Raw genomic sequence first — 21,593 nt, 5'->3', positions numbered from 1 at the left:
GACTTGCCGTGGAACTGCGCGCTATTTTTCGATTCCCCTCTTTTTCTTCTCTTGATACGAACACCGTATCCAAGATCTGCTTCTGTTTGCCATCAGACAACGATAGAATCGTCTCGTTGGCAAGCGAGTTCCACTTTTGATAGACGTCGGTTACTGGAGTTCAGGGTTGAATAAGCATTATAGGAGGTAGCGGTTATGTTCAAGTCTCGCAAACTTCGTATGTCCGGCACCTCTGGCATACATACACTGCCCTCTGCAAGAATGATGCATGCCGAGAAGCAAGGGGATCCTTGTGCATGTGTCGGCAAACACAAGGCTTCCGCTCTGTCAGGACCTACAATTCAGGTGGATCCGTCATTCGCCTATTATCAGAATCGCTCGGCAGCGAGCATCGCTGATGAGATTGTTCAGAACGGGTACACTTCCGTCCACTATTTTGTCGTCAACGAGAATATTGTCAATCGTGAACTCATTGAGGCTTTCCAGAAGAGGGGGCTGCCTGTCTGGGCGCTTGTCCTCGGAAATGGATCTTACTCTGTTGAAGGCTTCCCTGCGGATTGGCCGAGTTGGCAGATGAAGCTGCTGAAGCCAGTGAATGACGGGTATTACCGCTTCTCTCCGCATAGTGAGAACTATGTGCAATGGAAGAAGCTGAAGCTGGCCCAATTGGTGAGGGATTACCCGTTCGACGGCATCGAAGTTGCGGAGCCCTATTTTCCGGAATGGGATGGCATTCATAGCGGCGTGTACGGCGATGTCGGTCCGCTTGCCCAAGCGGCGTTCCAGCGGCAATACGGTCATCCCCGCATCCCAAATTTCACAAATCCGCGCCATCCTGACTATTACCTGACGAATAAAGCGTTATATAAAGATTGGGTCGAGTTCCGGGTCGATGCCGTAAATAGCTTCCTGAATGAGCTGATTAACGGGAGGGGCGGGGTGCGAGACGCCAGATGTAATATTCTCGTCGCGACCTGGTCGCTTGCAATAGACGCCGGTGGGGACTCTGTAAATAAACTGCGCGAGATGCAGGGTCTCGATGCCGCAGAGATGATATCGGCCGTCCGGCCTGACCTTCACTTTCTGCAGACACACTGGCCAGATTGGATGAAGCCCCAAAACAAGCTTCCGCCACAGTATATTCGAAGCTACCAGAACTTCGTCGATGAGATACGCGCCGTTCACCCGGATATTCCGCTTGGCGTGCAGGCCGATATCGGTTCGAATCTCTCGATGGTGAAGGACCGCAATTGGTATCACACATTTGGCCAAGTGGCATGGGGCATGGGGTTTGACACCTGGACGGCCTATGAATATCATCTTGGAAAATATATGTACGAGGAAGCCCCCGTTCCGACCGCGATCACCCGACCGCAGCATGATAAGGTAGTGATTTCATTTCAGAAGCGAATTGATGAGGCATCCGCCAAGCTCCCCGGCAGTCTGAACATCTTAACCAAGAAGGGTGCGATACCTATTCCTCCCGATTATATAACCGTGGACGGCAATATGCTGGTGATCCAATCGAATCAGCTCCCGCGGAAGGAATTTTGCCTGCGGATTCAACATGTTACAGATACGCCGTCCTACTGGCTGTATAACAAGGAACAGCCTGCAAATGTAATCAAAAGTATTACCATTGTGACGGTAGGCAAGAAGAACCGCTAACCCACAATCGGCTGCCTCCCGGATCATCCCGAGAGGCAGCCGATGCTGATTGTTATGCGCGATAAGAAAGCTCAAACCTACACTCCCCGCCGCTTACGACATTGCGCGCACCACTTTGATCGGGCTAAGCATACGACCTTGTCCATAGGGACAAAAACAAGGGGTTCCAAAAATCGGGTCAGGGTACACTTCGCAAGCCTAGCCAAACACTTCTTTCATCAAAAAAGGAGTCATAATATCTTCCGGTTTTCCTTCGCAATAAACCTGTTGATCCTTTACTGCAAATAAATGATCGGCATATCTGCACACCAAGTTCAGATAATGCAGCACCATGACAATGGTGCGTCCCTCTTCTTGATTGAGCTTGAACAACAAATCAAGCACTTCCACTTGATGGGCCATATCCAAATAAGTCGTAGGCTCATCCAAGAGAATGATCGGGGTTTGCTGGGCAATGGTCATCGCAATCCAGGCTCTTTGCCGCTGCCCTCCCGAGAGGGAAGATACTGGCTGATCCTCAAATGCTTTCACTCCTGTTGCATGCAGTGCTTGCTCGACGGCTTCTTCGTTGTGTACCGACCATTTATTGCGTATTACGCTTTGATAAGGGAAGCGGCCTTGCTTAACGAGCTGCCTAACCGTACACCTTCAGGCGCCTGCGGACTTTGCGGCAAGATCGACAGCTGTTTGGCGATTTCTTTGCTTTTTTGCGAAAACACCGGCTTCTCATTCAAATATACCGTACCGGCTATAGGTTTCAGCAGCCTTGCCAAGGAACGAAGAATAGTCGATTTCCCGCAGCCCATTGCTGCCAAAAATAAACTCCGGCATTAATCCCGAGCGTGCCCGCGGAAGCAAGAGGATTGCGCGTAATGGTCCCAATACGTCATACAGCACAAAGGAACCCCTTGATAGACGATCAAGCACATAGCATTTTCCATACGCAATTTCATAGCAAGCGATCGTTTTCTCATACAAGCCGATTTTGGAGAACTGCAATGAGATTAATACAGAATACCAGGAGGTTGTTTGATGGTTACCGCAAAAATACAACGAACGGATCAACGAAAGGCTGCATTAATTGCGGGCATATCGCTCATCATCATGACGCTTGCTTCCTTTTTTTGTATGGCTTTGTCCATGCAGGCCTTGTGGTACAAGGAGATGCCGGCGCCACCTTTCATAACATCATGTCATCAACCATGCTGTTCAAAGGCGGGAAAGCCCCTATAACGGCCTGATATCCGCTACATCATTGTCTTTATGAACTCGCTTCTTGATTCTGCTTAATGACTCTGGGGTAATTCCGAGATAACTTGCCAATTGGTGCTGAGGCACGCGATCGATTAAATCCGGCCGATTCCGTAATAGTGCCTTGAAGCGTTCTTCTGGCGTCGAAGCGATAAACGCAACATATTCATCTTGGACTTGACCGAACTTTTCCTCGATCATCGTGCGTGTCATGGATTCCAATTGACCGTATTTGTGATACATGTCCTTTTCAACGGCGAGGTCGCCAACGACCAATACGGGGTCTTCCAGACACGTAAAGATATACTCGGATGACTTATCTTGTTTAACTTAAATAAGCTTCACCGTCATTTTTGTATGATGAATAACATTTGGAAAGAAGAGAATAATTCAAACTAAGCATCCAGCAAAACCCTTTACAACTATAAAAATTAATGAAGATATATAATATAACTTTAAAAATAACAAAAATAATCATTTCCATATACCCCAATTTCGATTAGAATATAAACTGTCTTCATAATATCGAATTGGAGTGTTTGATATGGATCAATACAAGTTTAGTCCTGAACACAATAAAATGATTGTTGATGCTATTGTTGATGGTTATCGTGACTATATTGAACATCGTAAAGATCGCAAATCAAAAATGAAGATTAGCTCGGCTTTTTCCTGGACGAAGGGTAATTTTATTGAAAGCAAACTTGCTGAGGAGTGCATTGGTCACGGCTTCACATACAAGAAGTCAAAAGCAGGTTTAACATGGGATTATCTACAATTCATCCATGGAGACTTCAAGATTCTTTTTCTTATTAAGAATGCTGCTTATTTTAATGAAGATTGCTTTTCACAAGCAAAGCTTCCTAATAATAGTGGAAAGAAAGGCCCGCGGCGCACCTATCTTCATGAACTCTCGAAAATCAATAAGGTCTTAGCATTTCCCTCCACTCGGCAATCATCAAAAAGAGAGAAAAAAACAGAAACGGTTGAACAGCTTTCCTGGTTCATTCTAGAAAGCCGGGTGAGAGATGAGCTAGAAAATTTCACATCATCCTACAATCAATTTCATATACTCACATACGCACTTGATGAGGCATATCAGATATCTGAAATCATGCACTATTTGCCTAATCCAAATGATAACTACGCTTACCTCGTAGAAGATCTCTCTGACTTTATCTCCGGAGCTGAATTAACTGAAGAGGATCGCGATGTCGTGGCACCTGAAATGAACGATGATGTTATGGATCCAGCCGCATTTGATATCGGGATTTATGAAGAGGAACAGCAAAATTCATAAACAAACAGAAATGGTGTTAGTGAAATAAGGAGGGAGCAGGCATGTTCATTGGTAAAAACCTAGCCAATTTACGGATCATGCACGGATATTCGCGAAAGCAGCTCTCCGAAATGTTAGGTGTTACCGAACAAGCAGTCTGGCAGTACGAGAACGCTTATACATCACCGAAAATGCAGATCGTGAACGAGTTGAAACGAGTTTTTAGCGTAAAAAGTAAATACTTTTATTCGGAAGACATGCTTGCACGGTACATGACGCCTGCTAATGTCGACGTAATGAATATTGCGTATCGGTCAAAAATATTGAATGTCATCTCGAAGACGCAGGCAGAAGCAAAGCATATTGAATATTTAGATACTTTTGTCAACTATATAACAGCCAAAGTTAGCCTTCCTACCCTAAAAATCATTACGTTAAGGGACGAGGTTATTGAGTATTTAAATCATACAGAGGACGACAGAGCTGCTCAAATCAATAATGTCGCCCATTTAGCGCGAAAAAGACTCGATTTATCGAAAACAAATAATGATGATTTCATGTTCCTGATCGAAAAGAGCGGAGTGTTCGTTTTTGAGAAGGCAATTGGCGAGGAGATTGATGCTTATAGCCTGTGGACCCGAAATGATCGACCCTATATCATTTTAGGGAATATGAAACGATCGGCTGTTAGGCGGAACTTTGATATCGCACATGAACTGGGTCATCTATTGCTTCATTATCGCCTTGAGTTCGCTAACTTAGATCGAAAAGAGCACAAAATGATTGAGAATGAAGCGAATCTATTTGCCGGAGCATTATTATTACCGGAAGATGAATTCACACTTGATATGGAGGATGTTTCCCATATCACGAATCCAGATGATTATTTAGATTTGAAAAAGAAATGGAAAACTTCGTTGCAAGTGTTAGGATATAGGGCTGCTAATCTTGGGATCATCGAACCAAAAGATCATCGGAACTTTTACGCGGCAATGCACCGGAAAGGTTATTTAAAAATTGAACCGCTCGATGATGTTTTTCCGATTCAGAAACCAATGAAAATCAAAACAATCACTGATTTTGTTTCAAAAAAGGGGATTGTGGACATTGGTCAAATGATCGAAAACGATTGGAAGGTGGAAGTATCCTTCTTTCATCATATGACAGGAATTGATCCAAACTTTTTTAATAAGTATATGACGAGAAACTTGGATTTCGGCCTCCAGAATGTTACCAAAATACCTGATCGTATTTCTGGTGATAATATGTAAAGACGACTTTCATTCTCGAATTGGCACTATCCCCTTCAAGTAGACACTCAAAAAAGACCTCAGGTTATCATGAGGAAACGAGTGAACTTGAAGGGGATATTTGCATTCGAAGCACTTCTCATCGGTTTTCAACAAAAAATCTCCAATGGAGGCTGATAGAAAATGAAAATCGCGCAAGTCTCGGAGCATATCTGGAGCTTAAAAATGTGGTTATTGATCCCGATCCACGTATGGGTAGTTGCGGAAGAAGAAGGGGTCACCTTAGTAGATGCAGGGATGCCGATGATGGCGAACGGAATTGTGAAATTCATTGATCGGTTACAAGCTGGTCCGCTGCAAAGAATCGTACTGACGCACGGTCATCCTGATCATGTAGGAGCTCTCAAGCGCATTCTAAGAGCAAATCCGGTTCCCGTATTCGCTCACCGTACCGAAATACCTTATATCGAAGGAGAACTCCCTTACCGTCCTGGAAAAAAGGCTGTCTATACCATGGAGAAGGGAATGACCCAAATGTTGCTCGAGGACAGACACGGGCAATTACAATCGATAGGTAGCTTAACGCCTTACTATACACCCGGACATTCCCCAGGACATGTCGTATATTATCATGAGAAAGATCAGGTACTGCTCGCCGGGGATTTGTTCTCTTCTAAGAATGGAAAATTGCGCAAACCCCTCTTTACTCCTGCTATGGAAGAAGTTCTTCGAAGCAGTTCAATCGTCAGCAAGCTGCGCCCTGTCAGATTGGAAGTTTGTCATGGAAACTCTGTGTTTCATGCAGCGGATCAGTTAGAGATATACATCGCCAAGGAATCTAAACGATAACGATTTCCACTTCACAATTTACCATTATTTGAAATAAGGTTCGCCATACTTTCTGTAACGGCAAGTTTTAAAGAAAGGCCATCCTTTTTACAGGACGGCCGTATCTCTAACCGCTTATTATCACCCTCAGCGAAATGATAATGTCTCTATAACTAAAATGCCCATTATTCCACATGTCCAACAACATACTTCCAGCTTTCTCACAACAAAAATTTTTCACCGTTACTTGTGATACGGTTCTCCGTAACACAAGTAGAGCGAAATGAAGGCACAGATATATTTGTAACGATGGGTGAGGACAGCATTCAGTTCACTCTGGAAAAAGCTGACGGTCCGCTTTTCTTTTGTCTGGAAAAGTTCCGAAACTCAAACATGCTTTAATCCTATCTATTTGAATCCAATACGGCAGTTACCAACCCTTATCTGGTTCTGGAGTTTTGTCTCGTGCTATTGTGTACCATGTCAATAGTCAGGATATTAGATGACCTATAAAACTCATTCCTTCTCTCATTTGTTCATCATGGCTAAGGTTATATGGACCATACTTGAAAGCTGACTGCTAAGTATATAGTCCCCTCCAGGCTTATGATACGGTTCAGCCGTGGTTTTTGTAAAGAAGTCTATGCAGTTCATCATTTAACGCCATCTCGTGCTAGCGATTCGTTTTCATTGAGGTAATTAAACAATAAGGATTATCCATTAAGTGCTCAGTAACCACGTCCACAAAGTCAGAAAAAGCAAATTGTGATACATGTCCATTACCCACCGGTACCTTATAAAATTGATTCCGTTCCGTTAACCATGTTTCTATGGGATCTAAATTTAAACGAGGATCGAGTTCTAGATCGCGTGCAAAGAATTTATACGTACGCTTCGTTTCCTCTCCGTTATTAACGTAGATACCGCTGACAGTTTTCCATTGTCGATAAGGGACTTCTAACCGTTCCTCAACGTAATGGATAAGAGAGGCAGCCTGAATCGATGCTCCAAGCAAGAGTACTTTCGCACCAAGACTCACCATTATGCCGAAAGGCCCATTGGTGTCAAATGAGGAACTAGTATCAGGCGTAGTAATTGTCTCAGCAAGTCGTCCAACCGCTGCGATTGACTGTAGTGGATGACAGCTTCGAATACCTCCAGGCAGTTGACGTACAGTCTCTGAGAAGACTCCCATTCCTTCGGATGAAGATTGCTGACGATTATATGGCAATCCTTGTATAAATCCAAAGTTAAAAGTCGGGACTGCAATTGTACCTTCGCTCCCTAGATAGTCAAGTAACAGACGTACTAACTGTGCTGGTATCTCCTGAGGCTGGCAGCCTTCCATCCTACCAAATTGAAACAAAGAGCTATGGACAAACACCATATCTCCGGGGTAAACATTAGCCGCTATTAGGGCTTGCAGAAAATCCTCGTTCGTAAATTTTTTCATTTGGAAGCTCCCGTTATAAACTTACGCATTTGGTATACCTCATATTCATAACCAATCTTATCCCAGAAGTCACGTCCATTTTCATTTTGATAAAGTACCTGGAGCTCAATTGAATCTACCTGTTTCGCAACAAACCATTCCTCGATTTTTCTTACAAGCTCGCTACCTATACCGTATTGGCGCATATCCGAGTTCACAAAAATATGTGAAATAATACCGACTTTTTTCCCGCCTAAATAGTTAGGAAGCACTTTGATCATCCCTTGTGCGAATCCAATTGACTCCTTCCCATTATGTGCTATCCAAACCACACCAAACTTCCCTAACATTGGTAAAATAGATTTTGACCACATTTTCTCACCGCCTGGTACAAGTGGAAGCAGCAATCCCTTCTCATTCATATACTTGTACATACAAACAAATAAAATTTCAGTTTGTTCTAATAATGGACCCGCAGCTGAAAGCTCAAAATATTGTATGTTCTCCATGTGACTAAAATCCCTTTATGCATTGTATAAATCCTGCGAGTTTTGTATACTGCTCGGGATCAGAATGCTCAAAGTCCATTTCCACTTCGAAGTTTTGCTCTACTTGAGCGACTAACTCTAAAAAACCAATTGAGTCAACAACACCCGGTAGTAGCTGAAACGAATCGGTGAAATCCCCACGAGTAACCCCAAAAAGTTCTAGTCTGTCTTGTAAAATATTATACAAATAATTTTCAACTTCTTCGTATTTTACGGTCATCATAATACCTCCAATTGTTTAATCAACTGTTTGCGATCAATTTTTCCATTTGTATTTAAGGGGAGCTCTTCCACAAAAAACAACTTCCTAGGAATCATATAATCAGGCAATTTTTTATGGCAATAGTTGAGTATCTCTAAGTGATTTACTTCTTCTTCCTTTGGTAAGAAGGCATACACCCCTTCAACTTTGCCATTATCTAGCAGCAATGGAACCACAACTGCAAATGTGACTCCAGTTGTAAGAAGAACATGTTCGATTTCCTGAATTTCTACACGGTAGCCCAATATTTGAAGTTGATTATCTATACGCCCTAGGTAATATAGATTGTTCGACTCGTCACGTATCACAATATCGCCAGTTCTATACCAAATTTTTCCGTTTTCATTCGGTAACGTTATATATGCTTGCTTAGTCTTCTTATCGTCGTTGAGGTATCCTTTGGTAACTTGTGTTCCAGATAAAAGTAATTCACCTGCTTTACCAACTAGCATTTCGCGAAGGTCCTCACCAATAATTTTCCACTCCTGTGTTGGAAAAACGTGTCCAATAGGCACAAGTCCTTGTACACATTCACTAGGTGAGTATCTCGAATCCCAACGATATTGTGATATCGCAATAGTTGCCTCAGTAGGACCATACAAATTTACGACAACCGAGTGGTTTGCCGCTTCCTGCCAAACCTCGGCAACACTTTGAGGAAGAGCTTCGCCGCAAAAGAAACTATAACGAAGAGATGGGAACACATCATCTTTAAGCAATCTTAGTTTTTGCATGAATATAGGGACTGATGGGACTGAAAACCAAACTGTCAGTTCCTGATCTTTGATGAACTTTGCAGGTGACATTACCGCTTGTTCTGGAACCGTATGTAGACAGGCCCCACTCTCCCAACAAACGAACATATCATGTACACTGAGATCGAAAGTCATGTCAAACATTTGAGAGAAGCGGTCAGTTTCATTGAAATGATACGTTCTAATAAAATGCTGCAAATAGGAAGTTACATTACGGTGGCTGACTGGCACACCTTTTGGATTTCCCGTACTCCCTGAAGTGAACAACAGATAGGCTGCCTTCTCAGGTTGGCATGGTAACGGGCTCCACAGCTCATTGCCTTCCTCCAAATCCTCTTTACCGAAGAATCGATGTTTGCAGTCCAACGCTTCAATTGGGATCTCTTTGTTATCTTTTACGGGTACAATGACGTTAAGACGACGATTTACCAAGGGTAACAATTTCAAAAGGAGTTCAAATGCCTCGACTCCCACAATAATAGTTGACACTTTTGAAGCTTCCAACATATAAAGCGTTCGTTCCAGAGGGAATTTAGGATTGAGCGGCACATAACCGCGTCCTGAGGTTAATATTCCCAAAACCCCTGAATAAGCAGTTAGGCTGCGGGTAGCAAACACGGCCGCCATTTCTTGCTTCTCCCTCGCTTCAACCTTTTCGATCAATCGCGCCAGTTGTATTGCCTTGTCACCAAGTTCTGTATATGTGTAAACCCGATCTTGCACAACTAAAGCAGGCCTGTCATGAAAGTGTTCAACTGATCGCCAAAAGCCAGCTCCTAACCAATCTTTGGAACCTAAACATGATATGTTTTGACTCATTGTATCGTCCTTTCTCGTTACAAGAATAACGCACCGATAAAATCAACAATTCTCAGGAGAGTTAAGGTATCTCTAGTAGGAATTAATCATCACATGATAACAAATCATGCTCGCATAGATTATCGACAATTTGATAGAGCTCTTTTGCCGTTACTTGTATAATATTACTTATTTCAACTAAATCCCTTTCCCCATCTGCAAAAGCAATAAAGTTCATCATATCCCGAACTATTTTACCTGATTCTTTAGTACTGAGAGTTGGATATAATCCCCTCTTTCCTAATTGAGGCTCTCCAAAACATTTGATTTTATATTTTGAGTTCTTTTCAATTAATTCAATACATTCCTTATAGATTTCAAAACTTCCCTGTAAGCCTTTCGCCGTAACAAGTTCCATATTATCTAATGACGTATGATATTCAGGGTACTCTCCAAACTTTGACCTCATAATGCTCGCTACCGGTAAATCTATGCCAGGACTGCAATATTGCCTTTCATCACTTCCACGTTCAAGATACGAATAGCTTATAAATTCCGGGTGAGACGATTTTAATATATTTAATGCAACTCGATCCGCTAACGTATTACCATTTCGTGAACAAAGATAAGAATAGGCGCGTTCATCTCCGACACACGAAATATTATATCCGGCAATAATATTCGCCTTCATAATTTCCATATTTCTACTTAGATAAGCTATGGATCCTATAGTTTCAGGGATAAAAACAATCCGGTAAGTATACTTTCTTTCAGCACTCAAAATCCACTTGGCTAGTGATGTGCTAACAACAGGTCCCGACAACTCATTATTAGCCATAGATGGATGGCATACATATGTAGATAAGAATACCTCTTTTTCGCACTTTCCAGGAATAATTAACTCGCCATAAGTTAAGTTCCCTTCCTTCAATTCACTATCAATGTATACTCGGTATGTTTCATTTTTAAGTTGCTTCCTTTGGTTATGGGTTATACAAAATCCCCAGCGTTCCTTGTAATATGAAGTTATGTATGGTATTGCATCTGTTTGCTCTTCCAGTGAGAATAAATGCTTTTGCAGTTCGTCCAAGGTAAGCTCCTTGTTTACTGGAATGGAATAACTAACCAAATGCAAATTATTTTCTTGAAAATCAACTACTTTATTCCCGTTGCTATCCATTATATAAGCATCTCTAACATTCCACTCTTTGGGAATCTCCCAATCAAATACTTTTGTTCCGGTAGGGATTTCATGAATGGTCAAAGGGATTTCTTCTTGAATTATTCTCAATGTTTCCCTAACACCATTGCCAGTGATGCTGCGGCAAATTGGATATAACTTTTCCATTAACTGATACATGAATAGCCCTTCATAGCTGTTAAAATGTTCACTAGTTTTCATATGTATGTCTCCCGTCATTGCACTAGCTCAATACATATAGATGTTGTCGAATCTTATTCATACATTCCTATAATTATTATTACACTTTCATGCACATATTTCCATAACAACATGTCGATTTATGTCTAGTAAATAATATAATCAACAGATTTCCTTTCCCCGAAAATCAAAGATAATAGTTCTCTACCATTAAAGAATATTTGGGGGTACACTGATCAATATCATCGATTGGTACAGCCGTAAAGTGATCGATTACGAATTTATCTAATCCTCTTGAGAAAGGAAGGCATCAAGGTATCAATGGATGGTAAGGGGCGTGCGACGGATAACAGTCGCACAGAACGATATTTTCGTTTGCTCAAATACGAGTGCATCTATTTGAATGAATTCGAAGACCCTCGCGCGCTGTGCAAAGGGATAGCTCGCTATGTCCAATTCTATAACCAAGAACGCCCTCATCAATCTCTCAATGAAGCGAAGCCCGATCCATTTTATGCGCACTTTATAAAAAACCCTTATTATTCCATAATTATAAATATTACCTAAACTTTACCTACAAAAAAATTCGCCCTACTTATGATACGGTTCACCATATCATCTATAAAGCGAACTTAACTCCTATCAAAAGAACTCGTCCATAAGGTAATAATCTCCCATATTATTATTGTTTTTCGGAAATCGCCTCAAAATGCTTGACTATCAACCTTGTTTACAGTTGGAATATCACTGAAAAAGGTCGACATCAACACAATTGGAGTCTTCTGAGCTATTCAAGTTTGACTAAATGCAGTGTTTCTATCTGACTGTAGCAGTAAATAAGTGTATCACAAAGAGATCGAGCTAACCTTTGATGAGAAGATTGAGGAATACTTCCAAACTATTGCCCCTTCCGCTAATGAAGCAGAGGGGCTTTTTGTGTTCCTAGCAAAATAGTTCGTAGTAAGTAGAAGATTATGATAGCAATCTAATTTTTTATATCGTATGATTCTTCACATACAATAAGATTTTGCAATAATAAGCTTCATAAATATATATCGTATTACACTTTAGGGGGATAAGGCGTACTGCGGATTATTTATATTTTCCGTACGGGAGCTTTTTCGGAATGGAGAGACTATGAAAAAAATTATTGTCTTTATGATTGCAGTACTTATACTGTTCACCGGATTCGCAACACCAAGTTATGCATTATCAGATTCGCAATCTGATTCAATACAAACATTGTTGGATGATGCAAGCCGTATATCAGGTGTACCGGGAATGTCAATCTCAATACTTGCGAACAATGAAGTGCTCTACTTTTCTTCCGGGTACGCAGATCGTGAAAAGGGACTGTCGGCAAGTGAAAATACTCTATATGAGCTGGCTTCGGTAAGTAAGGCTTTTACCGGCATGGGTATTCTGCTGATGGAAGAACAAGGACTGCTGTCAATGACAGACTCTATCCAGAAATATTTGCCTTGGTTTACGTTAAAGTATCAGGGGAAACACGTTGATATGCAAAGTATTACGCTCAATAACTTTTTACACCATACTAGCGGCTTAACAAATGGCAGTCACAGTCAAAACATTCCACAAGGCAATACGCCGGATATGTTGCAAAAAACCGTAGAAATGCTCGTAGATTCTGAATTGTCGTTCTATCCTGGTGAGCAGTATAATTACGGAACTGTTAATTATGACGTATTAGGTCTGGTTATTGAGATTGTGTCGGGACAAAGCTATGAAGACTTTATGAGGGAACAGGTATTTCAGCCGTTGGGTCTTCACCAGACGTATGTTTATAAAGAAGATGCTCAAGCCACCGGACAGTTGGCACAGGGCTACCGTTCTTCCTTTTTTATGACAACTCCATATAACGCGCCGGATTATTCCGGGAATAAACCCGCAGGCTACATCATTTCTTGTACAAAAGATATGGCGCGTTGGATGGGCATACAGATGGGTATTGTGCAGGACATACCCGAAATATTCCACACGGTTATCGAAAAATCACATCAGGGTGATATGTCTGTTCCGGCTGTCAACGAAATGTATTATGCGGCGGGCTGGTCGGTAAACGCCAACCAAACGATTATAGAGCACCCAGGGGGCAATCCCAATTTCGGAACCGAAGTGGCCATACTGCCAAATGAACGAACAGCCATCTGCTTGCTGACCAACGGCGCAAATATCAATAGAAGCATGGTACTAAAAGTTAAAGATATATTAGACGGCAATCTGACGCAGTCATATAGAATAAGCGGCACACAGCTTTTGGACATCATTTTGTCGTCTACCACAATTATTCTTTGCCTATTGGCTGTTCTGTTCTTTCTCTTAGGATTACGCAGAAGGAAAACGAATGAGCGGCAGCCAATGACAAAAAAGCGAATAATCGTAACAGCTATTTTGCTGATTGCTACGATTGTCCAGTGTATAATGTGCTGTGCATTAGATTGGTCAACGATACTTATTTGGCAAACATATAGTGTTCTTACAGCTTTGATTTCGTCGGCATTATTAACAGCAAGCATTACATGGTTTGTATACACTCACCGATATAATGCCTCGCTCCGAAAATAAGCATTTCATTCGTTCACCTTATTGAAAAAACGCGAAGATTTCTTTTAATGAGAGAACAATACCAGCAAAAAGGAAATGCCAGGCACCCCCTATTTTTCGCCCTACTTATGATACGGCTCACCGCGATTAATCTTCACCGCACGGTACATTTGCTCCGTCAGCACGAGGCGCATCAGTTGGTGCGGCAGCGTCATGCGGCCGAAGGACAGCTTCGTCTGGGCACGGCGCAGAACACCATCGGACAGACCGTTGGAACCGCCAATCACAAACACGACGTGACTCGTCCCATACGTCGCCAAACGATCAAGCTGCGCCGCCAACTCCTCGCTCGACCAGAGCTGGCCGTCGATGGCAAGCGCCACGACATGTGCATCGGGCTTAATATGGCTGAGAATGCGCTCCCCTTCCCGCTCCTTCACCTGCTCCAGCTCGGCATCGCTCATCTTCTCCGGCGCCTGCTCGTCCGGCAGCTCCGTAATTTGAAATTTCACATACGGCGCCAATCGTTTGCTATACTCCGCAATCCCCTGCACCAAATACTTCTCTTTCAACTTCCCTACGCACACCAATTGAATAAACATCTGTCCGCCTTCAACCCCATTCCTTATTCCGTATCCTGATATGTAAAAGGAGAGCACTTTTCACCCTCCGCTTTTGCAGCAATATTGTTCTAGTGTACCCGACTGCCATATCTTTCGTCCATGCGGAGACTATGACATATCATACCTTGCCATGTAACAGCGGCTCTACCTGTCATAGCCATAGCAGGTTTCATGTGTATACGCTTATTTATATCGTTATATCCCTCCCAGTCGAGTTGTGATGCACCTTCCGTTGGAAAACATCCAACAGAACCTCTTACTCCCAGCGCCCATTCAACGTTCTACTGGAAATCATCCAATCAATTGGCCGTTTTTCCACTGAATAGCCGCCTTGAAGGCGATTCTACTGCACGATTTCCAATGATACCTATGATTAGAATACTTAGCACGAACATTCATTGGACTATTTCCAGCAGAAAATTCACTTCCTATCTCAACGTCGACCATTCACACAGCAGCTCAAGGCAGATAGCTAGACGACTAAGTAACTAAACAACTAACGACGAGTGGCCATTGCAAGAACGATTCAGCCAGACCTAATTTATCCACGCAACAAGCTGATCGGCTCATAACGCAATGCACTTTCTGAAGGAGGGGGAGAGTGGCCATATACACTTTTACAGACAACATGCTCGCCGGGACCGCCCCACGTTCCCAATCACATAATTAATTGCAAAAAGGGCGCTCTTCTTAGAGAACACCCTTTCACTATACATACCACTTTACCGCTTTTATTCACTCATACACGCGGTTGTGCACCCTGTTCAAGAAGACGGCCACTTCCGCCCGCGTAGCGCGGCTATCTGGGTGCAGCTTGCTGCCGCTGCCTTGAAGGAGACCTTCCTGCAGCAGACCGGCTAGACTACCCTTCGCATAGTCAGATACCTGCGCCAAATCCGTGTACGCCGCTAACGCATCCGAATCGCCGTCAACCTTCAGCATGCCCGTCTTCTCCAAGGCGCGGGCTGCCATCGTGAACATGTCCTGACGCGATACGCTATCCCGCGGTCCGAACGCATTATCACCCTTGCCCTTCACGAAACCAAGCTCCTTCGCCATGCCAACCACTTCGGCATAGTTCGCGTCTGCATTGACATCAGCGAAGCCAGAGTCCGCGCCTGACCTGGCGGAACCGACGCCGGAAGCTTGAAGACCAAGCGCCCGTACAAGCACGACAGTGAAGTCCCCTCGCGTAATGTCAAGCTGCGGTGCGAAGCGATTCTCGTCCACACCATCGATGATGCCTCTTGCCGCCAATGCTTCAATGGACACCTGCGCCCAATCCAGCTTGGCTGTATCCGCGAATTCCTTCTTATTGAAGCCGACCGCATACGTCCCGAATTGCATTGCTTCGAAACGCACTGTACCTGTCGCCTCGTCATATCTGGCGCTAGGCACCGCAACCGAACGGCCGCTAGTATCCACTGCCCAGATAATGATGCTGTGCGGAAGTGCCAGCTCCTGCGCTGTCGGCTTGTAAGGAATCGCAACGAGCATAGGTGCTCCCGCCCGCATGCCGCTCAACGGCTTGCCAACGGCCTTCAGCTCCACCGTTACCGCAGGTCGCTCGCCTACCTTCGCGCTCAGCGCTGCGGGCCATGAACCGCGATCGGACTGTCCGATGACAATGCTTATCGTCTTCGCATCCTTCGCCCCATCCTTCGGCACCAGGTTGGATGGCACCGTCACGATCGCTTGCGGCGTCACCATCTCATACTGCTGCTGCAATCCAGAGCCTGTCAATGCCGCTGCCGGCATGGATACATCCACGCCAGTCGCTTCCTTATCCGCCGCGACCTCGATGCGAACCTTCTTCACGCCGCGCTTATCCGGCTGCGCCTCCTTCAACGCCTGATCCAATGCATCAGCCGTAATGACAGCCTTCGCCACGGCACTGCCTTGCTCCCGCTTCGCCTGTACGGCAATCTTGCCGTTCTCCACCTTCATGGAAGGCTCCGCTGGCTTCGCAGACTCGCTTGGCTTATAGCCGCTCTCATCCGGCGACGAAGAGGAAGAGCCCGGCCGCTCTGGCTCCGGCGGTCTGCTCGCCGACTCCACCGTCAAGTTAAAGTCAGCGTACTTATCGGCATCCGCCTTGCTCAAGGCGCGGATGACGGCTGTTCCCGGCTTCACCGCTGCAATGAGCCCCTATCCGACACCGTCGCCACACCGTCCGGCGCTGCTCCGTACACAGACCAGATGACGGTCTTATTACTGACATCCTCTGGCAGCACGGTAGCGTTCAGCTGCAGCGTCTCTCCCTCCTTCAGCTTGCCTTCGGTCCGGTCCAGACGGACTTCGCCCACCTTCACGTCTGGCAGACGGTCAATCGTAATCAAGCTGTCTGCATAAACAGCTTCCACCACGCTCGTTGCACGGACGACCGCTGTCCCCATCTCATGGGCGGTGACGACTCCATCCCGAGTCACCTTCACCGTTCCGTCCGCCGAAGCGCTGTATACGGACCACGTTACCGTCTTATCAGCGGCATTGGCTGGCAGCACGGTGGCCTTCAGCTTCACGCTCTCGCCGACTGCCAAATTCACTTCCGGCTGGTCGATGACGACCTTAGCCGGAAGCACCGCTGGATCTCCTTTGCGAAGCGTGAACTCGTCTACCAACCGATCGCCAATCGTCTTCACCGTGAACTTGAGTTCACCGCCGACAATCTCGATCGCGCCGTAGATTTGCGTCTGCTCGCCGTCCACCTTGAGCTGCCACTCACGCGGCGTCACGGGATAGAACTTCGGACCGGACGAGCCACCGACGACATACGTCGTGCCTTCCCCTTCGCCGACCGGCTTCCCACCGCGCAGCGGATAGGTACGGACGTACACGTGGTCGTGTCCATTCATCGCCAGATCAACGTTGAATTCGTCAAACGTGGACGTCCACGCCTTGCGGATATGCTCCGAATCGTATTGGCTGCCATATGGTCCGCGGTGGAACGTAACGATCTTCCACGTTTTGTCCGTGGCGGCCAGATCGCGGCGCAGCCACTCTTTCTGTTCCTCGAAATCGTACTCGCTGTTCAGCACTACAATATGCGCATTATGATAATCAAAGGAATAATTGCTGCCTTTCAAGCTATCCAACCCATTCTGCGGGTTATTGAAATGAGCGAGGAAATCATCATTCTTCCTCGTGCCGGTCACCTCATGGTTGCCGACCACCGATACGAGTGTTGTCTGCAAGAAGATATCCTGGGCTGCTTTGAACCACATGCTCCATTCTTTCTCCTTGAACCCATCCTCGACCATGTCCCCTGCTTGTAAAATGAAGTCCAAATCCGGGTGATCGGATACGGCCTTATGAGCGATATCGCTCCACAGATTGAATCCATCTTCATTCGACGCTTGCGAATCGCCAAAGAATAAAAATTTTGTCCGTTCTCCATTCGCTTCCGCTGTCTTGAACGAGCCTTGCTCACTGAGCTTTCCATCCCCGTTACCGACGCGATACACATATTCCGTGCCTGGTTCAAGCCCATCAGCTACTGCCTTGTGAACCCGCACGGTGCCAATATCCCACGTATGATACAGGCTGCTCGTGCCGACCACCTTGCTGACGCCAGGTGCAGCAAAGTCGGTGAATCCATCCTTCTTCGCCATTTCAATGACCGTCGTCTCCACGTTCGCATGGGTGTGCCACGTGAAGCCGCGGGACGTCGACGGATCCGCGCCCATCGACACGCCAATATTGTATGGCTCATCGCTGCCTGCTAACGGCGACACCTTGAATTTCACTACCGGACTGTAGCGGTTATCCTGCGCCTGCACTGCCTGCAGCGAATATTCCTTCACCTCGTCCGTTAACGCCTTCGTGGCGAGCTTGCCGTCCGCATCGGTGACGCCGATGTCCGTGCCATCCGCCGTCATAATGCGGGCGCCTTCGACCGGCGCGCCCTTCTCGTCAACGACTCCAAATACCGTCTCCTGCCCCTCGGCCACCCCGTCTGGATTCCAATTCAATCGCAGATGATACTGAATCGCCGCCACAAGCGGCAGTCCGAAGAAACCGAAGTCTGTCTCGCCCTTATCCATAAAGGCAATCGAGCCGGACGTGAAGCTGACTCTCATCTCACTTTCGGCATTCGTCTTCACCTGATACTTAATCTGCGCCAGCACGTCATCATCCGTCAGCGACAATGAGTTGAGGCCGCTGAACTTCAACTGTACAGCGCCGGTGCCTGCGTCAATCGTCGGCTGCACGTTCGCATCTGCCAGCTTAGCTCCATGCACCACTTCCAGACTCTCGACCTTGGACGGATCGAAAGCGAACGCGATGTCCGCACGCTTAATGTTCGACGCCTTCACGCTCTTCACGTCTACTGTGTACGCATTGCCCGCATACACGTTATCCGGGCCGTCATACGTCAGTTTGGAGGAATCGGTATCAACGATGAACATCCATTCCTTCTCCGTCTGATTGCCGGATAAGTCCCGTATTTTCACCTTGACCGTATGAACGCCGTCCGCCAAAGGCACATTCGGCGTGTAATGAATCTTGCCCTTTGGTGGATAGAAGCCGTGCTGTACGAGGACACCATCCACATACATGCGGGTTTTATCTGGATCGATGAGCGTCGTTGCCGGATGCGCGACAGGATCGTACCCATAATCCTCACCGAAGACATGAATTTCCGGTGTCGCTGTGTTAATCGTGCTGCCATCCACCGGAGAGAAATCCTTCAGAATCGGCGGATCCATATCGTCAGTGGCCGGACCATACAACGCCCGAATCTGATCGATGTAGAGCACGCCCGCCGTTTTGTTGTCATTTTTCGTTTCCATATAACGAATCGGCATCGTCATGCGGAGCGGAAGCGGTTTGCCTTTCGGAACATCGGCCTCCAAGTACTGCCAGCCTACGAATCCGAGACCTTCCTTTTCATCCGTAAAATTCAAATCAACCGCTCCGTTGTTGGCATCCCGCAGTTGTCCGCGCAGCCAATGCTTCTTGCCGTCACCGTATACCCAGACGCTAATCTTCTCTGGATAGCCCGGAATTTCGATTTGGGAAGCAGTGTCTTTCGCTTCCAGATAGGCACCGGAAATGCCGACCGTTTCCGTGAAATCATACTCCAGCTTGGCCGCTTTGCTGCCGAAGCGGACGAAATCTTCTCCGGTCTCCTCGCTGACTAGAACGCTCTTGTAACGAGCGCCGCTAACCTCCTTGTAACGTCCCACTCCGTCCTCGAAGTCTTCCAATATAACAGGGGGCTGGCCGACAGTAACTTCCATCGAAGCCTCAATCCCCCCGTAGCTGACCATAATTTTACCGCTCTTCTCCGACTCATTGGCTGCCACGAAGACACCTTGCTCATCGATGCTGCCGATTGGGCCTTCCACGCGCCATGCAAATTGACGGTTGTCCGACACAATCACCTGTCCGTCGCGCAGCGCCGTTACCTGCATGGCCACCTTCTCGCCAGGTGCATATGAATTCACCGCATCTGGAAAGCGAAGCTCTGTCAGGTCTTTCACAACCTCGACACGTCCTTTCCCGGTCAAGCCGTTTGCGGTAACGGTCACATCCGCTTCGCCCGCCGTCTGCTCCGCCGTAAATGCGCCGTTCGCATCGAACGTGCCCAGCGCCGATTCGACGCTCCATTGCGGCGTTCCCGTAATGGACGCCGGATGTCCGTTCGCATCGACGCCCGCCGTCTTGAGCGAATAAGAGGAGCCGACAAGCACCCGCTCCATATTCGGCTGGACGACCAGCTTGGATGCGGCACCCTCCGGCGCTTTATTCACGAGCAGAATGCCGTTCGCCGTCTTCCGCTCTCCGCCGTCGGACGGACGGTTCAGAATCTTCCGCACCGATTCGCCCGGCAGCTTCACCACGAAGGTCGACGAGCCGCCTCCATCGAGGCAGAGCGCGTTGACTACGCCGATGTCCTTCATGACCTTCGCCAAGTCGTCGTAAGACACGCCTTCGCTAAATCCTGGCGCCCGGCCGTCAATCTCGATCATGACGATCGAGCCGTCCGCCTTCGTGCCGATCGCCACGCGCGGATAGAGCGCCTTATCATCCTGCGGCTGCACCTCGCCGTCTTTCAACAGCTGCGCCACGCCGCCGATCGCCATCTTGACGTCCTTCCACGCATCTTCCAGCTCGAACTGGGCCGTCACCTCATCGCCGACCTGCAAACCTCGCAGCGCATCACGATAAGTACCGGATGCGGACAGCACGACTTTCCCTGGGGACAGCGGCGCATTTCCTTTATCCTTGCGGATTTCGGCTACTTTCAACTTCAAGGTGCTGCCGCTCTTCACTTCGCCGGACACAATATCCAGCACGACCTCGTCACCCAGATTATTCGTCATCGTCGACGTATGAAAAGAGGATGTGTACAGATTCAGTTTGCTGCTATTTTCCCGCATACGGTTAATCTCGGAAATTTCAATGTCTTTCCGACCGATTTGGAGCGTTCGCTTGAGTGTGGGACTTAATCCGTAAATCGTCGTGCCGTCATTTTTCAGTCCAAACGCATACCAATCAGTAGGCGCAGGCGGACTGACCAATATTTCGCCGCCGCCCATGAACATCCCGAGCGGCACGCCAGTCGTCATATCGTAGAAGTCACCGTTTATAGCTGCGATGACCCGATTGCCCTCCTTGTCGGCATCGTCCGCCATTTTCGTAACGCCTTGCATGCCGTATACTTTTCCGTCAGTCATGCCTGGCTGCATATCCAAGGCCTGATTTTTCGGGTTGAATTCCAAAAAGTGAACCTTCTGCAATCCCTGCGGCAGGTTCATGCTGTACCACGTGTAGTTCGCCCCGGGACCGATCTCCATGCTTCGCTTATCCAGCACTTGTCCGAACACAGGCTGCGGCAAATCTGCCGCAACAGCCTGTCCAGCCGGAGCCAACAGCGACCATATCATACACAGAGATAAAATAAAGGCCGGCCTTTGACGTTTCCATTTCATCCGTAATCGATTCCT

Annotated in this window: 14 protein-coding genes and 2 pseudogenes; 6 read left to right on the top strand and 10 right to left on the bottom strand. The window is 46.5% G+C overall.

Translation table 11 applies throughout. From position 1 onward, the window contains the following. Positions 1-261 precede the first annotated feature (261 nt). On the top strand, positions 262-1,668 hold the full coding sequence (locus A372_RS0123185; protein ID WP_051004534.1) for a hypothetical protein: 1,407 nt from the start codon (positions 262-264) through the stop codon (positions 1,666-1,668). 93 nt (positions 1,669-1,761) lie between these two features. Here A372_RS0123185 and A372_RS34620 read toward each other — a convergent pair. Beyond that, positions 1,762-2,492: pseudogene (locus A372_RS34620) on the bottom strand (ABC transporter ATP-binding protein); the annotation flags it as partial. Between the two features lie 403 nt (positions 2,493-2,895). After that, positions 2,896-3,246 (bottom strand): annotated as a pseudogene (locus A372_RS34615) (Crp/Fnr family transcriptional regulator); the annotation flags it as partial. A gap of 217 nt (positions 3,247-3,463) precedes the next feature. Here A372_RS34615 and A372_RS0123160 point away from each other — a divergent pair. From A372_RS0123160 to A372_RS0123150, 3 genes are all read left to right on the top strand, one after another. Further along, positions 3,464-4,219, top strand: coding sequence for a spr1630 family ClpXP-sensitive toxin (locus A372_RS0123160; protein WP_019423296.1), 756 nt, complete (start codon positions 3,464-3,466; stop codon positions 4,217-4,219). A gap of 41 nt (positions 4,220-4,260) precedes the next feature. Next, positions 4,261-5,469 carry a spr1629 family repressor/antitoxin gene (locus A372_RS0123155; RefSeq protein WP_019423295.1) on the top strand — a complete coding sequence of 403 codons (1,209 nt, stop codon included), beginning with the start codon at positions 4,261-4,263 and terminating at the stop codon, positions 5,467-5,469. A 162-nt stretch (positions 5,470-5,631) separates the two neighbouring features. After that, a complete protein-coding gene (locus tag A372_RS0123150; protein WP_019423294.1) occupies positions 5,632-6,297 on the top strand; it encodes an MBL fold metallo-hydrolase in 666 nt (221 codons plus the stop codon). A gap of 652 nt (positions 6,298-6,949) precedes the next feature. On the opposite strand, the gene A372_RS0123145 is transcribed toward A372_RS0123150, so the two are convergent. The 5 genes from A372_RS0123145 to A372_RS0123125 form a co-directional block, all read right to left on the bottom strand. Further along, the gene (locus A372_RS0123145; RefSeq protein WP_019423293.1) at positions 6,950-7,729 is read right to left on the bottom strand and encodes an AAC(3) family N-acetyltransferase; all 780 of its coding nucleotides are present in this window, start codon (positions 7,727-7,729) and stop codon (positions 6,950-6,952) included. Next, entirely contained in the window at positions 7,726-8,217 is a 492-nt protein-coding gene (locus A372_RS34610; protein ID WP_019423292.1) for a GNAT family N-acetyltransferase, read from the bottom strand. Before A372_RS34610 ends, A372_RS0123145 begins: the two co-directional genes overlap by 4 nt. 4 nt (positions 8,218-8,221) lie before the next feature. Further along, complete coding sequence (locus A372_RS0123135) at positions 8,222-8,479, bottom strand: acyl carrier protein (RefSeq protein ID WP_157259666.1); 258 nt, start codon at positions 8,477-8,479, stop codon at positions 8,222-8,224. After that, the gene (locus tag A372_RS34605; protein ID WP_019423290.1) at positions 8,476-10,092 is read right to left on the bottom strand and encodes an AMP-binding protein; all 1,617 of its coding nucleotides are present in this window, start codon (positions 10,090-10,092) and stop codon (positions 8,476-8,478) included. The genes A372_RS0123135 and A372_RS34605 overlap by 4 nt, the downstream gene beginning before the upstream one ends. Before the next feature lie 82 nt (positions 10,093-10,174). Then, entirely contained in the window at positions 10,175-11,473 is a 1,299-nt protein-coding gene (locus A372_RS0123125; RefSeq protein ID WP_019423289.1) for a DUF4910 domain-containing protein, read from the bottom strand. A 273-nt stretch (positions 11,474-11,746) separates the two neighbouring features. Between A372_RS0123125 and A372_RS34600 the strand changes: the two genes are divergently transcribed. Beyond that, positions 11,747-12,019, top strand: coding sequence for an integrase core domain-containing protein (locus A372_RS34600; protein WP_443146847.1), 273 nt, complete (start codon positions 11,747-11,749; stop codon positions 12,017-12,019). A gap of 570 nt (positions 12,020-12,589) precedes the next feature. Beyond that, positions 12,590-14,038, top strand: coding sequence for a serine hydrolase domain-containing protein (locus tag A372_RS0123115; RefSeq protein WP_019423287.1), 1,449 nt, complete (start codon positions 12,590-12,592; stop codon positions 14,036-14,038). 101 nt (positions 14,039-14,139) lie between these two features. Here the strand turns inward: A372_RS0123115 and rlmH are convergent, their stop codons facing one another. The 3 genes from rlmH to A372_RS34595 form a co-directional block, all read right to left on the bottom strand. Further along, positions 14,140-14,619: a 23S rRNA (pseudouridine(1915)-N(3))-methyltransferase RlmH gene (rlmH, locus tag A372_RS0123110; protein ID WP_026011248.1), complete on the bottom strand. Its 480-nt coding sequence runs from the start codon at positions 14,617-14,619 to the stop codon at positions 14,140-14,142. Positions 14,620-15,375: 756 nt separating this feature from the next. Continuing rightward, the gene (locus tag A372_RS38785) at positions 15,376-16,773 is read right to left on the bottom strand and encodes an S-layer homology domain-containing protein (RefSeq protein WP_019423285.1); all 1,398 of its coding nucleotides are present in this window, start codon (positions 16,771-16,773) and stop codon (positions 15,376-15,378) included. Continuing rightward, a complete protein-coding gene (locus A372_RS34595; RefSeq protein ID WP_019423284.1) occupies positions 16,770-21,578 on the bottom strand; it encodes a phosphodiester glycosidase family protein in 4,809 nt (1,602 codons plus the stop codon). Before A372_RS34595 ends, A372_RS38785 begins: the two co-directional genes overlap by 4 nt. Positions 21,579-21,593 lie beyond the last annotated feature (15 nt).

It is taken from the genome of Paenibacillus sp. OSY-SE (assembly GCF_000283315.1).
In the GTDB taxonomy this organism is placed as follows: domain Bacteria; phylum Bacillota; class Bacilli; order Paenibacillales; family Paenibacillaceae; genus Paenibacillus_B; species Paenibacillus_B profundus.
Note: the sequence above shows the minus strand (reverse complement) of the source record. Positions and strands in the feature narration are given on the sequence as shown.

Bases quoted from the DNA above. Each gene is read 5' to 3' on its own strand.
- A372_RS0123145 (WP_019423293.1), bottom strand. From the start codon at position 7,729: ATGAAAAAATTTACGAACGAGGATTTTCTGCAAGCCCTAATAGCGGCT.
- A372_RS34595 (WP_019423284.1), bottom strand. From the start codon at position 21,578: ATGAAATGGAAACGTCAAAGGCCGGCCTTTATTTTATCTCTGTGTATG.
- A372_RS0123155 (WP_019423295.1), top strand. From the start codon at position 4,261: ATGTTCATTGGTAAAAACCTAGCCAATTTACGGATCATGCACGGATAT.
- A372_RS0123125 (WP_019423289.1), bottom strand. From the start codon at position 11,473: ATGAAAACTAGTGAACATTTTAACAGCTATGAAGGGCTATTCATGTAT.
- A372_RS0123160 (WP_019423296.1), top strand. From the start codon at position 3,464: ATGGATCAATACAAGTTTAGTCCTGAACACAATAAAATGATTGTTGAT.
- rlmH (WP_026011248.1), bottom strand. From the start codon at position 14,619: ATGTTTATTCAATTGGTGTGCGTAGGGAAGTTGAAAGAGAAGTATTTG.
- A372_RS0123185 (WP_051004534.1), top strand. From the start codon at position 262: ATGATGCATGCCGAGAAGCAAGGGGATCCTTGTGCATGTGTCGGCAAA.
- A372_RS0123135 (WP_157259666.1), bottom strand. From the start codon at position 8,479: ATGATGACCGTAAAATACGAAGAAGTTGAAAATTATTTGTATAATATT.
- A372_RS0123115 (WP_019423287.1), top strand. From the start codon at position 12,590: ATGAAAAAAATTATTGTCTTTATGATTGCAGTACTTATACTGTTCACC.
- A372_RS34610 (WP_019423292.1), bottom strand. From the start codon at position 8,217: ATGGAGAACATACAATATTTTGAGCTTTCAGCTGCGGGTCCATTATTA.
- A372_RS34605 (WP_019423290.1), bottom strand. From the start codon at position 10,092: ATGAGTCAAAACATATCATGTTTAGGTTCCAAAGATTGGTTAGGAGCT.
- A372_RS0123150 (WP_019423294.1), top strand. From the start codon at position 5,632: ATGAAAATCGCGCAAGTCTCGGAGCATATCTGGAGCTTAAAAATGTGG.